The following is a 13476-nucleotide window of genomic DNA, read 5'->3' as shown; positions in this document are numbered from 1 at the left end:
ACCCCGAGAGTGCGTTCCGTGACAGGGGATAAGGACGGTGCAGCTCTCGGGGGGCCTGAGGGGTACCTCCAGGAGGTCAGACCGGCAGGCCAGTGCCGGTCCAGGAGGTGGTTTCCCTCCACCGACCCTGTGCAAATTCATGCCGCAGGGCAGGCTTCGCGAGATGGGCATCACCGGATAAGCGCGCCATCCGGCCATGCGCGACAAGGTGATGTTTTGAAGGATGGTACTGACGGGGAAGGACCGGAGCGTCGGTAAGGACCCTCCAATCCGCAGGAAACCTTGCTTCGCCCCCATTGCCCCCGGAGGTTCTCCCTCGGGCTTTTGACAAGCCTGCGAAACATGAAGAAGTCTTTCGACCACGCCAGGTGTCGATTGCCACTGAGAACTGCCCCTCCAACATGCAGACCTATGCGGAACCATATCGCCGCGGGCTGCAACCTATAAGGACATTCTCGATCCAGATGACGCGAGGTACGTTCGAGTGCGGCTTGGTCAGTTTGCCCACCCAACTCTTTCTATTGTTTCATGAGAATGGCATGGTGACAGTCTCACCGATTTGCTGTGCTCCCAGTCGAAGCGAATCTCGGAGCCTCTCCTTTTCGGCTTCATTGAGCATGGCCGCCCCGAAGCGAATGCCATCCTGCCAAGCTGGACCCCGCTCCCATGCCTCGGTGTAGGCAAGGGCGAGATCTGCATGCCGTCGTGTCTGATCGAGCGCTTCAAACAGGAGCGAGGACTGTCGAATATCTTTGTCGCGCTTTACGGCGCTTTGGCCGTCGTTGCGACGTCGAGATGCGACGATGAGCTTATGGACAGCATACCGTGACGGATCGGGAACAGTCACGACGATGCCGCCCTTGTGCAGAAGCATCGTTCTTGTTGGATCGCGGATGAGGAAGTCCAGGAAGCGGAGTGGATCGGCGCTTGCACCGCCGAGGGCAGGCATGCGAGCGGGTTGATCGATATAGTCGTCGCTTCCTCTATTAGATCTCAGGAATTCGACCCTATATCCTTTGGCGTTTTGAAATGCCGAAGAAGCTGCTGCGCCTGATCGATGGGGCACTGGCCGGAAGGTTTCATCCACGGCCTGCAGTAACTCCAATATGGGGGGTAAGGTGTCTTCCACCTCGCGGGAGATCGCATAGTCCTGGGCAATGTCCGCATCCCCTGTCAAAAGCGCCGCAGCAGGAAGTCGAACACCGAGGATGCCGGCATATGTTTGGAACGCCACGGTGCCGATCAAGACGCCGCGAAGCCGGAATAGTCCCCCCGCTGCCAACGCTTCGACAATGGCGCCTGACATTGGATCTGATGCAATCATGCCGCCTTCGCGGGTAAGAGATAAGACCATGCGCCTGCGAGCGCGATAATCATCCTTTTCGCGTTTGAATGTTTCAACTCGCTGAGAGATCTCAGGATCATCGACCGGACCGACGTAGCGACGTTTCTTGCCGCCGGCTTCGTCCGATATATCAAAATACCAGTACCGATTGCCCTTTACGGCTGCCTTGACGAAACGCCCCTCGGATGGAAAATCGGCGGTCCATGCTGCATCCATTGCACGCTGCCCCAATTCTGCAAGCATGGTCTGGTACACGAGATCAATCGACTTCATGAGTAACCTCAGGGTTGTTACCATATTATGTAATATGGTAACAACTGATGTCAGGTGAAAGGGAAAGGGAGTTGATACCGTTTGATCGGCATCGTCGCATTGCCGACGCTCCCATTTCCAACATCCTCATCTAAGCCAGAGATCAACAGTCGATGCGACTGGTTATGCAGCCTCCCAGACTTGGTTGAGCATTTTAGCCGCCAATGCCGCTTTATCCTGCGGTAGGAAGCGACCGTAGTGCTGTTGCACGACATCCGGCGTATGCTGGATGGCGTAGCTCGCCCTGTTCATAGGAGCCGGTCTGCTTAAGAATGTGGGTTGCGAGAATATCCCTCAGGTTATGTGGCCCATGCGGCAGCAAGCCTTTGATGACGCCACGGCCGGTATAGAGATTGTAGATCCCGTATCGTTGGATCACAGTCCGCCAAGCCTCGTAGAATTTCGTCGAGTCGTAAGCCGCATCGATGCTGGTCGATTTCACCGTCTTGACGAACAGCGCACTGGGATCCTTGGCACCGCCGAGCAACACGCCGCGGTGTTTGTCGATATCGGCCTCGAGATATTTATAGAGATTGAACAGGTCTGGAAGGATCAACCTGAATGGCTTCTGGCCGAAAAACGATGAGCCGGAATTCTTGAACACGACTGACGGGATGAGCACCTCCCATCCGCGCTCGCAATCGCTCCAGCGCAGCTCACCGCATTTCATGTCCTCCAGCCGGCATTCTGACGTTGGAAAATGCCCGCGTGGGCAGACGCGCAATTGGCGAAGATTCTTTTGTCGGAGCCCGAGATGCAGACCAAGGCGTAGCAATAGGAATGAGCGAACGACTTCGGCCGCCGGCCGGGATAGCGGTCCTCATCTGGTATGCGCTTCAGGATTTCGTCGGTGATCTTGCGATATTCGGCGAGGGGGCTGTCTGCATTCGAGAATGCACATGATCGGTTCAAACGGATCGCGATGGACGCGCATGACCCGCTGGATTTCCTTCGAGCGATTGGCTGCATGCCGATGAAAGGCATCGCAGGCACCGTTCCAGTCGCGCGCAGCGAATTCGATCTCCTCCGGTGCCGGAGGTCTGCGGCGTTCCATCTTGATTTTCTTGGCGCCTCGTAATCTCTTCGTCATGCCACTGCACAGACGCTCGTCTCTCGCCACTGACATTCATCGCATCCGCGCCATGGCGCATTGGAAAGTCGTGACGGGCGCGTTGCCCGATCTCAGACAGCAGCGGCATAGTTCGATCGCTGCTCGATAACGTGACAATTCCATGCCCCACTCACTGACATATGGTTTATGTGACGACGCGTAGATGCGCAGCAATTCTGCGCCGTAGGGTGCGCCGCTGGTCAAGTGTCAACCGGGGGCGTATAATCTTCACGCGTGCAGGTTCAGTCCTAAGGCGCCGTTCCTCACGCGGGTATCCGTTGTGGTCGTTGTTGTCTGTGACAAGAATGGAGAGGAATTGTTATGGCACATTTTCACGTGATCGGGGGAGGCGCCAGGAAGGTGGCCTATCCCACCGTGCGGCGCATCAATGTAGCAGATGTCTTCACCTCGCTGCGTCAGGGGTTGGATGATTTCTGGACCAAGCCGTCGCACTACGTCTTTCTCTGCCTGATCTACCCTATGGCCGGCGTGGTCCTCGCGTATTGGACATCCGGTGCCAATGCGCTGCCGCTGCTGTTTCCGCTCATGTCAGGCTTTGCCCTGATCGGTCCGATAGCGGCGCTGGGGCTTTATGAAATCAGTCGCCGGCGGGAGCTTGGCCTTGACACCTCCTGGCAGCATGCGCTCGAAATCAGGCATTCCCCGGCGGTCCCGGCAATCCTTGCCATCGGTCTTATGCTGGCGGTGATTTTTATCCTGTGGCTTCTGACGGCGCAGTCGCTCTATGTCAGCCTGTTCGGGCCGGGACGGCCGGAATCGCTGATGATTTTCGTCAACGAGGTGTTCGCGACGAGCAGGGGTTGGCAACTGATCCTCTACGGCAATGCCGTCGGCTTCCTCTTCGCTCTGGCCGTGCTTTGCACCACAGTCGTTGCATTTCCGCTGCTTCTTGATCGTGACACCGGTGCGGCGACAGCGGTCTATACCTCGATGAAAGCCTTCGCGGTCAATCCCATGGAATTCATCCTCTGGGGTCTCATCGTGGCGGTGCTTCTGGTCGTCGGTTTTGCGATGTTCTTTGCCGGTCTGGCAATCGTGATCCCCGTGCTTGGCCACGCGACCTGGCATCTGTATCGCAAGGTCGTTGAACCGGAATCCGGCTTGGGGAGCAGCAGCGGTCGGTAAGTCGGAAAACCGGCTTCGGCACTGCCCGTCAGGGACCAGTGCCGAAGAAGGCGAGGCGGGTGAAGATCGTATAGTCCGCTTCCGATACCATCAGCGCGACGAAAACCAGCACCAGCAGCGGCGGCAGCAGGATGGCGTAAACGAGCGCCAGCCGTTCCCAGGCCATGTGCATGAAGACGGCAACGATCAGCCCGGCCTTCAGCATCATGAACAGCAGGATCAGCGTCCATCTGAGATAGCTCTGAATGCCGAGATAATCGACCATGTAGGAAAAGGCGCTGAGCACGAAGAGCATGCCCCAGACGAGGAGGTAGAGCCGGATCGGATGCTGCTGCCCGGTTTGGAGCCGTTCTCCCGATTGGATGTGTGCATGCGCCGCTGTCTCGTTCATGACGACCTCACCACAGATAGAAGAATGCGAAGATGAAAACCCAGACCAGATCGACGAAGTGCCAGTAGAGGCCCATGATCTCGACAGCCTCGTAGCGACCTCTCCGGCTGGTGAAGAAGCCGCGCCGTTCCTGGTCGAAATCGCCCCGCCAGACCTTGCGGGCGACGATGAGGAGAAAGATGACGCCGATCGTGACATGGGTGCCGTGAAAGCCGGTGATCATGAAGAAGGTCGATCCGAACTGTGCCGCCCCCCAGGGGTTTTCCCAGGGGCGCACGCCTTCGGTGATCAGCTTCGTCCACTCGAAGGCCTGCATGCCGACGAAGCATGCGCCGAGAAGCGCCGTCAGCAGCATCAGGATCGCGGTCGTGCGGCGGTCGCGGCGATAGCCGAAATTGACTGCCATTGCCATGGTGCCGCTGCTCGAGATCAGCACGAAGGTCATGATCGCAATCAGGATCAGCGGCACGTCCTGGCCCCCGATATGCAGCGCGAAGACCTCGCTCGGATTGGGCCATGCGACGGGCGTCGACATGCGGGCGGTCATATAGGCGATCAGGAAACAGCCGAAGACGAAGGTGTCGCTCAAGAGAAAGATCCACATCATCGCCTTGCCCCAGGAGGCGGTCTTGAAGGCGCGCTGATCCGACGCGAAATCGGCGGCGACACCGCGCAGGCCCGCCGGCCTGAGGTCCGGCTCGCCATGTGTCCCGATAGTCTGTGCCATCTGCGAATCTCCTGGTTCGGCCCCTAGGTCAGCAATGTGCGGCAGAGATCGACGAAATCATTTGCCCACCCGGCAAACAGCGCGAAGAGCAACAGCCAGACGGCGAGCATGAAATGCGAATAGATGGCGGAGAGATCGACGCTGAGGCGCAGTCTCTCCGGCGCAACGTCGGTTGAAAATGCCCTGACCGTCGTGTGCGCGAGCACGGCGAGCCCACCGAGGATATGCAGCCCGTGCAGGCCGGTCAGCATGTAGAAGAAGCTGTTGGCGGGATTGTCGGCCAGTACGTAGCCGGCTGACACCAGTTCCCGCCATGCCTGGACCTGTCCAACGAGAAAGAAGAGGGCAAGGGCAAATGCGGCGGTAAGCGCCGGCCGCAGGCTTTCCATGCGGCCGTGTCCCGCTTCTCGTCTCGCCCATTGCAGCGCCGCGCTGCTCAATGCGAGTGCTGCGGTGTTCACCCAGAGGAGGCGCGGAACCGGCATGCCCCACCAGTCGGCCGACGCCATGCGCATGAAATAGGCGCTGACGGCAAGGCTGAAGACGGCGCCGACGACGCCGAGAAACACGAAGAGGCCGATCTTCACCGCTGGCGGCTGTAGCCGCTCTGCGCCGATATGATCCGGCAGTTGCACCGAACCGGTTTCCAGCCAGGGCTTCGAGGTCAGCCGCTGCCCGGAAAGCCACCAGATGATGATGGCGGCAATCGCGGCAAGGAAGATCAGGATGACGTTCATGCGGGAACCTCCCGAGTGACGCCATCGCTTGCCGGAACATTCTGCGGAATGAAATCCTCGGCCGCTCCCGGCACGCTGTAGTCATAGGCCCAGCGGTAGACGACGGGCAGGTCCTTGCCCCAGTTGCCATGGGCGGGCGGGGTCTGCGGCGTCTGCCATTCGAGCGTCGTCGCCCGCCATGGATTGCCGCCGGCCTCTCTCCCCCGGAAAAGGCTCCAGACGAGATTGAACAGAAAGACCATCTGTCCGGCCCCGACGATCAGCGCCATGACGGTGATGAAGATGTTCAGCGTATGGGCCGAAGGCGGAACGAAGGCTGTCTCTCCCATCTCGAAGTAGCGGCGCGGCACACCGAGCAGGCCGAGGTAATGCATCGGAAAGAAGATCGCATAGGCGCCGAGGAAGGTGATCCAGAAGTGGATATGGCCGAGCACATCGTTCAGCATGCGTCCCGTCACCTTCGGATACCAGTGATAGATCGCCCCGAAGATGACGAGGATCGGCGCCACCCCCATGACCATGTGGAAATGCGCGACAACGAACATCGTGTCCGACAGCGGCACGTCGACGACGACATTGCCGAGGAAGAGGCCGGTCAGCCCGCCATTGACGAAGGTGACGATGAAGGCCAGCGCAAAGAGCATCGGCAGCGTCAGGTGGATGTCGCCGCGCCAGAGCGTCAGCACCCAGTTATAGACCTTGATCGCCGTCGGCACGGCGATGATCAGCGTCGTGGTGGCGAAGAAGAAGCCGAAGGCCGGGTTCATGCCGCTGACATACATGTGGTGCGCCCAGACGACGAAGCTGAGAGCGCCGATGATGACGATCGCCCAGACCATCATGCGATAGCCGAAGATGTTCTTGCGCGCATGCGTGCTGATCAGGTCCGAAACGATGCCGAAGGCCGGTAGCGCAACGATATACACCTCCGGATGGCCGAAGAACCAGAACAGGTGCTGGAACAGGATCGGGCTGCCGCCGCCGTGCTGCAGTTGCGTGCCCATCTCGACGATGGCGGGCATGAAGAAGCTGGTGCCGAGCACGCGGTCGAACAGCATCATGACGCAGGCGACAAAGAGTGCAGGAAAGGCAAGCAGCGCCATCACGGTGGCGGTGAAGATGCCCCAGACGGTGAGCGGCATGCGCATCAGTGTCATGCCGCGCGCGCGCCCCTGCAGCACCGTCACCACATAGTTCAGCCCGCCCATGGTGAAGCCGATGATGAAGACGATCAGCGACGAGAGCATGAGGAGGATGCCCCAGTCCTTGCCGCCGGGGGTGCCGGAAAGAACCGATTGCGGCGGATAAAGCGTCCAGCCGGCTCCTGTCGGGCCGCCGGGGGCGAAAAAGCCTGCGACGAGGATCAGCACCGCGAGCAGGTAGATCCAGTAGCTCAGCATGTTGGCGTAGGGAAACACCATGTCGCGGGCGCCGACCATCAGCGGAATGAGGTAATTGCCGAAGCCGCCGAGGAAGAGCGCTGTCAGGAGATAGATCACCATGATCATGCCGTGCATGGTGATGAACTGATAATAGTGATCGGCATCGATGAAGGCGAAATAGCCGGGAAAGGCAAGCTGCAGCCGCATCAGCCAGGAGAGCACCAGCGCGACAAGGCCGATCGAGATGGCAGTCATCGAATATTGCACGGCGATGATCTTGGCATCCTGGCTGAACACATATTTCGTCCACCAGCTGCTCGGATGATAAAGCTCGACATCCTCGACTTCGGCGGAGGGGATGGCGCCTGCACTTCCGGATGGAATCTCGACCATGATCTCTCTTCCCTTTCCTTCCGAAGCGGCTTCCGACCGCTCCGCCGGGTCAGTTTGCCGGCCGCGGCGGCTCTCCCGATGACGCCGTAAGCTGGGTGAATGTCTGCTGCTGCCCGAGCCAGGTCTGGTAGTCCGCATCCTCGTCGACGACGACGGTGCCGCGCATTTGCGGGTGGCCGACGCCGCAGAGTTCGGCGCAGAGGATCTCGAAGCTTCCCGTGCGCGTCGGCGTGAACCAGAAATAGGTGATCATGCCGGGGATCATGTCCATCTTGGCGCGGAATTCCGGCACGTAGAAATCGTGGAGAACATCGACCGAGCGCAGCAATATGCGCACCGGCTTGCCGACCGGCAGATGCAGCTCGCCGCCCTCGATGATCACGTCGTCGAGGCCGCTTGCGTCGTTCTTGTTCAGGCCGAGCGGATTGTCGGCGCTGACGTCGCGCGTCTCGGCGCGGCCGAGCTTTCCGTCCGCGCCCGGCAGGCGGAAGTTCCACAGCCACTGCTGGCTGACGACCTCGACCGGCACGGCATCGTCGGGCACCGTGATGAACTGGTTCCACACCACCAGGCCGGGCGCCAGCATCGCCGCGACGCCGACTGCCGTTCCCGATGCCAGCAGCCATTCCAGCCTGCGGTTTTCAGGCTCGTAGGCAGCCTGATTGCCTGGCTTGTGCCGGAAGCGAAAGACGCAATAGGCCATGAACAAAACCACAGCCACGAAGACGATGCCGGTGATCCAGAAGGTGATGACGAGCGTGCTGTCGATATAGGTCCAGTTGGAGGCGATCGGCGTCCACCACCACGGGCTCAGCACATGGAACAGCACGGAGCCGACAACAATCAAAACGAGAATCAGCACAACAGCCATTTCCGCCCCTCCCTGAGCAGGTCGACCGTGAAACCGCATTCCGCAAAAATACCGGGTTATTATCGCACGAATGGAAAAGATGGGCAATTACTGCAATTTAGGCATGTCCAGCCGGTGGTCTCTCGGCCTGTTACTGGGAATATTGCTTGAGATAGGCGATGAGATTGGTGATCTCCTGCTCGTCCTTCAGGCCGACGAAGGCCATCTTGGTGCCCTTCACCTTCGCTTTTGGATTGTGCAGATAGTCACGCAGCGTCGCCTCGTCCCAGACGAGGCCGCCGTCTCCGGCCTCTTTCATCCCGGTCGAATAGGCGAAATTGGGATGCGTTCCGGCCTTTCGGCCAAACAGCTTGTTCAGTGACGGGCCGACCTTGTTCGTATCGGAATCGACGATATGACAGGTCGCGCATTTCTTGAAAACGGTGGCGCCGGCCGTCGCATCACCTTCCTGAGCTGCGGCATCAAACGACGAAACGGCGACGATGGACGCGCCGATCAACAGAATAACACGATGGGTCATGGCAAACCTCATCCTCCTCAAGGTTGCCCAATCGCTCCATCATCCACCGCCATCCTCGCGCGCGGATATGTTGCGATTACTAAAAAAGTAGTCCTTCTGGTTGGTAAGTCAACCGGCCCACAAGAGGTCGCGAATCATATTGGCTCAATGGCAGTGGGACATGGATATGGTGGGATGAGAATTCGCCCATCGGCTACAGGCATCACCAATTCCCGCAACAAATCATCGTCGCAGACGACCTTCCTGACCACGTTCCCGTCTGCTGAGAAAATGGCAGCTGTTCTTCGAACGCCGGCCGCTCCTTCTGACCGCGGTCATTTGTGTGAAGCCTATGGTCGGTGATCTGGATGTCTCCGACAATCCGGACATGGAATGGTTCTACAGAGTTGACGCACCCTACATGGGTAGCCCGACGATCGGGCTACCGGGTTTGACCGTACCCGTGGGGACGGTCCCGGGAAAATTTACGGGCGTCCAGCTGTTGGCAACCCGTTTCGCAGACCGACAGCTGCTGGAGACCGGTGCCATACCGGAGCGCTACGTCGGCAAGATTGTTCCTGTCGAGCCTACGGCGCATGCGCGACAAGCTTGGTCCGCACATTCGAATGAGAGGCAGGTACCAGCGGCTACCTCTGCCTATTCTGTCGAGACGGTTGCAGGCCGGCCGAAAAAGTCACCGGCCGGCTGATCGTGAATCCATCAATGATGGCACCTATGCAGCAGGGCTACTTTTTCAGCCGCTTGAGAAGTGAGCTTTAGGGGTCGAGGGTTCAGATTGGCTCAAGGCGTGGGGGGCTCCTCGATCTCACCGACTCAGCGTTGCGGTGACCGCGGCGAGGTCCTTGGTCTTCGAATGCGCCATGGTGACGGTCGCATTGCCGGCAATGCTGCTGCCGGCTCCTCGGCTTGCCGAAAAGGTTGAAGCGGCCGATGACGCCCGCATTGAGGCCGAGAGATCCTCGCCATTTATTCACTTGACCCGCAGCATGGACCTCCTGGAGAGCAGGAAAACGAGGCCGGTGGACGAGCCAGCCGTCGCGATCTTGCCGGCGTTGACGACATGCAGGCCATCGACATCCTTTTCCGGGCCACCAGTTTTTTAAGCACCTTGTGGCTTGTTGACTCGGGAAGGGCGTGCTGGATCGCGTTGAAGCTGCACTGTTTCGCCACATTGCCCTTTGAATTGACATAGGTACGTTTGCGCTTCTTTCCCCTCGATCACGGCTGCCACTATCAGCCCATACGCTCCGAAGCGTAGGAACCGGGGCTCGGCGGGAAGACGACGGTACGATTGCCGTTGATGAAAGTACGGTGATGGATATGGGCGTGGATGGCGCGCGCCAGGACCTGGCTTTCAACGTCACGGCCGAGCGAAACATAGTCGTCGGCCGACTGCGCATGGGTGATGCGCACCGTGTCCTGCTCGAGGATCGGGCCTTCGTCGAGATCGGCGGTGACGTAATGGGCCGTCGCGCCGATCAGTTTTACGCCGCGGGTATAGGCCTGCTTGTAAGGGTTGGCGCCCTTGAAGCTCGGCAGGAAGGAGTGGTGGATATTGATGATCTTGCCGGACATCTTCCGGCACAGACTGTCGGACAGGACCTGCATGTAGCGGGCCAGCACGATGAGTTCCGTGCCGCTCTGTTCGACCAGATCGAGAAGCTGGGCTTCGGCCTGCGGCTTGTTTTCCTTCGTCACCTTGATGTGGTGGAAGGGGATGTCGTTGTTGACGACCTGTTTCTGGTAGTCGAAATGGTTGGAGACGACACCGACAATATCGATCGGCAGCGCGCCGATCTTCCAGCGGTAGAGGAGGTCGTTCAGGCAGTGGCCGAAACGGGAGACCATCAGGAGAACCTTCATCCGCTCATCAGTATCGAAGATCTCCCATTCCATCTCGAACCGGCCGGCGATCGGCTTGAAGCCTTCGAGCAGCGCCGGACGCTCGGCGCCTTCTTCGGAGAGGAAGCTGACGCGCATGAAGAACTTGCCCGTGTCGAGGTCATCGAACTGCGAACTGTCGATGATGTTGCAACCCTTTTCCGCCAGAAAGCCGGAAATCGCCGCGACAATGCCGCGCGTCGTCTTGCAGGAAACGGTCAGGACGTAGTTGTTCATTTGTCTGCTCATTAGGTGATGGATCTCGGATTGGGTCGGGCCGCGCGATCTCTTCCGGTGGGGGGTAGGCGGCGAGGCCAGGCGGCATAATCAGGGGGCGATGCTGCGCTCGCCGGTCAGCTGTTCGTTCATCCATTCCGCGCTGGCGCGGATGCCGCCGAGCGGGAAGACATGGATCTGCTGAAGCAGACTTTCCGGATGGGCGGTCTTGTAGTTGGCGATGTCAGCCAGCACTTCGGTCGGCTCGTAGGGAACCAGGAGCTTGCTGAGATCCATTGCGCGCTTCTGCAGCACGCCGAGCGAGGGGCCGACGCCGCATGCGATCGCAAACTTGATAAGCGTCTGCAGTTTGGTGGGGCCGGCAATGCCAAGGTGGATCGGCAGCTTGACGCCGGCGGCGGCAATCCGCTCGGCCCAGGCGATCACCGGCTTGGCATCGAAGGCGAACTGGGTGGCGATCGCCATCTCCGCATCGGTGCGCTCGGAATAGGCCTGTTTGAACTTCAACGCCTCGTCGACGATCCTGTGACCGCCATCCTTGTCGATGTCCTTATTGCCTTCCGGGTGGCCGGCGACGTGCAGCCGCCTAAAGCCGTAGCGGTCGAACAGGCCGGTCTCGATCAGCTGGATGGAACTGTCGAAATCGCCAGCGGGGGTCGATACGCCGCCGCCGAGCAGCAGCGCCTGTTCCACACCCGCCTCGTTTCTATAGCGCTTGATCCAGTCCTCCAGGATCGCATGGCTTGCAATGATGCGGGAGGGAAAATGCGGCATGACGGGGAAGCCGTCTTCGTGCAGGCGCCTTGCGGTCTGCACCATGTCCTCGATCGGCGTCCCGTCGATATGGGCAATATAGACCCGCGTGCCCTTCGGCAGCAGTGTCTTGAAATCTTCGATCTTCGCCGCCGTGCGCGGCATGACTTCGATGGAATAGCCGTTGATAAGGTCCCTGAAGCGGGCCGGCTCCACGGACTTCTCTTCCTGCTTGCTCCTGAACAAATTTAAAAGTGCCAAGACCGCTCCGCCTGGAGATTCGATGCTCTCCTCGGACGGAGTAGCACATGCGAGTCCAGCCGACTTATGCGAATTTCGGAATTTCGAATCCAGATTGATTATATCTTGGCGTAGCCTCATCCGTCGAGCATTGACCTCAATATCTGCTCAAATCGGCTTAAAATTGCCCCGACATCGCCGATCTCCCGGACAGTCAGGCCAATCGGCACCCTGCCATGCGGAAGATCGACGTCGACTTTCTTCAGATCATTTGGCAGATCAGCAAGATGGCGATTGCTATAGCTCAGCATGCCGATGGAATTGCTATGAAGAATGACCTTCTCGGCGTCAGAAAATGAAAGAACCTCGCAGGTTTGAGCCGGTGGCGTTGCGCCCAGCGTACGGAATAAGTTCTCGAAATAGGTTCGGACAGGCGTGCCGTGTGGGGCAACGATCCAGTTTTCGTTGGTCAAATCGATCATGGAGGTCGCATAGCGGTGGCATGGATGGTTCTTGTGCGCAACCAGCGTAAAACTCTCTTCATAGAGGAAGATTTCACGCAGTCCCGGAAAGGGGGGAGGGGCTCGAAGTATCCCCATCATGCAGTCGATCTCGCCCCGCAGCAGCGCTTGCGCCAGCATGGCGTAGCTTCCTGGGACGGCCATGAGACGCAGCTCAGGATTGGATCCTGTCAGAATTCCAAGGGTTTTCGCGACCAGATCCTGCCCCGAAAACGGAAGCAGCCCGACGGCAAGCCTCCCGAACAGACCCCTCTCGGCATGTAGCCCAAAGCCGTCCGTGGACGCTAACTCTCTCAGCAATTCATCACGTAATAAAGATAGCCTGCCGGCAACCGGCGTTGCTTCCAAACCGTTCCGGCGCCGCCGAAACAACGGCTGGTTCGTGTAATGTGCGACGGCCGAAATCGCGCGACTGACTGCAGGCTGCGTCATACCCAGCTGGCCGGACGCCGCCGAAGCGCTTCCGCGGAGGCTGACAGCAGCGAGTGCATCAAGGTGATGCCAACGCAAAAAGGCGAGTAGGTTCGGACGCACCCCGCCGAGCGCCTCAAGATCGTCCTCTGCCTTTGCGATAAGATGTACGGCTGCGCTGCATCGGGGCAGGATTGCATCCCCCCACGCCGTTGGCTCCGTCCCACCCCAACCCCGCTGGAACAGGGTGACACCGAGCAGCGCTTCAGCGGCTGCCAGAGTTCGGGAAATCACGGGCTGAGTCATATTGAGGACAGGCGCCGCCGCATCAAGGCCCCGCGCTTTGGCGACAGCATCAACCGTTCGGGCTTGCTTCAAACTGATGCGGATCAGGTTCTCCATGCACGGGATATAACTGAAATGGCTTGAGATATCCATGATCCGCATAAGCTGGGAGCAATTCAAGCTGCTATTGGTCGGCAGGAGGATATAGGAGGA

Annotated in this window: 12 protein-coding genes and 1 pseudogene; 1 reads left to right on the top strand and 12 read right to left on the bottom strand. The window is 59.2% G+C overall.

Annotated elements, in window-relative coordinates; translation table 11 throughout:
- Positions 1-526 precede the first annotated feature (526 nt).
- Complete coding sequence (locus RG540_RS30130) at positions 527-1618, bottom strand: nucleotidyltransferase family protein (protein WP_041366041.1); 1092 nt, start codon at positions 1616-1618, stop codon at positions 527-529.
- 162 nt (positions 1619-1780) lie between these two features.
- Positions 1781-2684: pseudogene (locus RG540_RS30125) on the bottom strand (hypothetical protein); the annotation flags it as partial.
- A gap of 405 nt (positions 2685-3089) precedes the next feature.
- Between RG540_RS30125 and RG540_RS30120 the strand changes: the two are divergent.
- Positions 3090-3914: a DUF2189 domain-containing protein gene (locus RG540_RS30120; RefSeq protein WP_041366039.1), complete on the top strand. Its 825-nt coding sequence runs from the start codon at positions 3090-3092 to the stop codon at positions 3912-3914.
- Between the two features lie 28 nt (positions 3915-3942).
- Here the strand turns inward: RG540_RS30120 and RG540_RS30115 are convergent, their stop codons facing one another.
- The 10 genes from RG540_RS30115 to RG540_RS30070 form a co-directional block, all read right to left on the bottom strand.
- On the bottom strand, positions 3943-4305 hold the full coding sequence (locus RG540_RS30115) for a cytochrome C oxidase subunit IV family protein (protein ID WP_041366037.1): 363 nt from the start codon (positions 4303-4305) through the stop codon (positions 3943-3945).
- 7 nt (positions 4306-4312) lie between these two features.
- Entirely contained in the window at positions 4313-5032 is a 720-nt protein-coding gene (locus tag RG540_RS30110) for a heme-copper oxidase subunit III family protein (protein ID WP_041366035.1), read from the bottom strand.
- 23 nt (positions 5033-5055) lie between these two features.
- On the bottom strand, positions 5056-5769 hold the full coding sequence (locus RG540_RS30105; RefSeq protein WP_041366033.1) for a cytochrome c oxidase subunit 3: 714 nt from the start codon (positions 5767-5769) through the stop codon (positions 5056-5058).
- Positions 5766-7544, bottom strand: a complete 1779-nt coding sequence (gene ctaD, locus RG540_RS30100) for a cytochrome c oxidase subunit I (protein ID WP_041366031.1) — start codon at positions 7542-7544, stop codon at positions 5766-5768. Before ctaD ends, RG540_RS30105 begins: the two co-directional genes overlap by 4 nt.
- Before the next feature lie 49 nt (positions 7545-7593).
- A complete protein-coding gene (locus RG540_RS30095; RefSeq protein ID WP_041366029.1) occupies positions 7594-8415 on the bottom strand; it encodes a cytochrome c oxidase subunit II in 822 nt (273 codons plus the stop codon).
- 130 nt (positions 8416-8545) lie between these two features.
- Entirely contained in the window at positions 8546-8935 is a 390-nt protein-coding gene (locus RG540_RS30090) for a c-type cytochrome (protein ID WP_041366027.1), read from the bottom strand.
- 805 nt (positions 8936-9740) lie between these two features.
- The gene (locus RG540_RS33715; RefSeq protein WP_155414581.1) at positions 9741-9878 is read right to left on the bottom strand and encodes a hypothetical protein; all 138 of its coding nucleotides are present in this window, start codon (positions 9876-9878) and stop codon (positions 9741-9743) included.
- Positions 9879-10168: 290 nt separating this feature from the next.
- The gene (purU, locus tag RG540_RS30080) at positions 10169-11053 is read right to left on the bottom strand and encodes a formyltetrahydrofolate deformylase (RefSeq protein ID WP_038547091.1); all 885 of its coding nucleotides are present in this window, start codon (positions 11051-11053) and stop codon (positions 10169-10171) included.
- A 90-nt stretch (positions 11054-11143) separates the two neighbouring features.
- Complete coding sequence (locus RG540_RS30075; RefSeq protein WP_041366023.1) at positions 11144-12067, bottom strand: methylenetetrahydrofolate reductase; 924 nt, start codon at positions 12065-12067, stop codon at positions 11144-11146.
- Positions 12068-12183: 116 nt separating this feature from the next.
- The gene (locus RG540_RS30070) at positions 12184-13416 is read right to left on the bottom strand and encodes a LysR family transcriptional regulator (RefSeq protein WP_162182833.1); all 1233 of its coding nucleotides are present in this window, start codon (positions 13414-13416) and stop codon (positions 12184-12186) included.
- Positions 13417-13476 lie beyond the last annotated feature (60 nt).

It is taken from the genome of Neorhizobium galegae bv. orientalis str. HAMBI 540 (genome assembly GCF_000731315.1).
In the GTDB taxonomy this organism is placed as follows: Bacteria; Pseudomonadota; Alphaproteobacteria; order Rhizobiales; family Rhizobiaceae; genus Neorhizobium; species Neorhizobium galegae.
Note: the sequence above shows the minus strand (reverse complement) of the source record. Positions and strands in the feature narration are given on the sequence as shown.

Coding starts and splice junctions, on each gene's coding strand:
- RG540_RS30130 (WP_041366041.1), bottom strand. CDS start 1,618: ATGAAGTCGATTGATCTCGTGTACCAGACCATGCTTGCAGAATTGGGG.
- RG540_RS30120 (WP_041366039.1), top strand. CDS start 3,090: ATGGCACATTTTCACGTGATCGGGGGAGGCGCCAGGAAGGTGGCCTAT.
- RG540_RS30115 (WP_041366037.1), bottom strand. CDS start 4,305: ATGAACGAGACAGCGGCGCATGCACACATCCAATCGGGAGAACGGCTC.
- RG540_RS30110 (WP_041366035.1), bottom strand. CDS start 5,032: ATGGCACAGACTATCGGGACACATGGCGAGCCGGACCTCAGGCCGGCG.
- RG540_RS30105 (WP_041366033.1), bottom strand. CDS start 5,769: ATGAACGTCATCCTGATCTTCCTTGCCGCGATTGCCGCCATCATCATC.
- ctaD (WP_041366031.1), bottom strand. CDS start 7,544: ATGGTCGAGATTCCATCCGGAAGTGCAGGCGCCATCCCCTCCGCCGAA.
- RG540_RS30095 (WP_041366029.1), bottom strand. CDS start 8,415: ATGGCTGTTGTGCTGATTCTCGTTTTGATTGTTGTCGGCTCCGTGCTG.
- RG540_RS30090 (WP_041366027.1), bottom strand. CDS start 8,935: ATGACCCATCGTGTTATTCTGTTGATCGGCGCGTCCATCGTCGCCGTT.
- RG540_RS33715 (WP_155414581.1), bottom strand. CDS start 9,878: ATGCGGGCGTCATCGGCCGCTTCAACCTTTTCGGCAAGCCGAGGAGCC.
- purU (WP_038547091.1), bottom strand. CDS start 11,053: ATGAACAACTACGTCCTGACCGTTTCCTGCAAGACGACGCGCGGCATT.
- RG540_RS30070 (WP_162182833.1), bottom strand. CDS start 13,416: ATGGATATCTCAAGCCATTTCAGTTATATCCCGTGCATGGAGAACCTG.